Here is a 746-nt window from a genome sequence, read left to right on the forward strand (position 1 = left end):
AAGGGTTGGTAGTACAACTGAAACTCTTCTTTCTCTAACGCGCATTGAATGCGAGAGGAAATTTCAAGTTGGTACTTGGCACCCACGTTCATATCATCATGATAAAATGCGAATAAATTGCCGTTACGTTTGGCGTGGTACATGGCAATGTCGGCATGTTTAATCAAAAGATCATTTGAGATCGCGTCGTAAGGATAGGTGCTTATCCCAAACACGACACGTGAAGATACTTGGAACTCATCTAGGTGAAAGCGTGCAGAGAGGGCGCAATCTAGGCTTTCGATAAGTTCTGTGCCCGTTTTCTCACATGCGGAAGAGGTGAGAATGACAAACTCATCGCCCCCCACACGGAAGATCTTGTCGCTCCCTTTGAGCTTGTCTTGCAATCGTTGACCAATCTGAATCAGTAACTGGTCTCCGCAGAAATGTCCCATCGCATCGTTCACTTGTTTAAAGTTCACTACGTCAAACAGAATGACAGAGAAAGGGTCACCAGATTGTATTCTGTCATCAATCAGTTCGAAGCAATACTTGCTATTGGGAAGCCCTGTCAGGGAGTCATGAACCGCATTGCGTTTTTCTCGCTCCGCGACGCTGTGTAGCTCTAAGATGGAATCGTTGCTCCACTTGATGACTAAAACGACAAAAATACTGCCACCGAATAAGAGCAAAGAAACACCAGTTTCAAGCAGTGATGCCACTGGTTTTTTCATGATTGCGTGCAAGAAAGCAGCATACGCAAAAAT

Annotated in this window: 1 protein-coding gene; it reads right to left on the minus strand. The window is 44.9% G+C overall.

The genetic code is table 11. The features are described from left to right. Nucleotides 1-746 (minus strand): GGDEF domain-containing protein (locus R7040_RS26190; RefSeq protein ID WP_318097539.1); only part of this gene is annotated, 746 nt, incomplete at both ends.

The organism is Vibrio sp. 1069, from assembly GCF_033340555.1.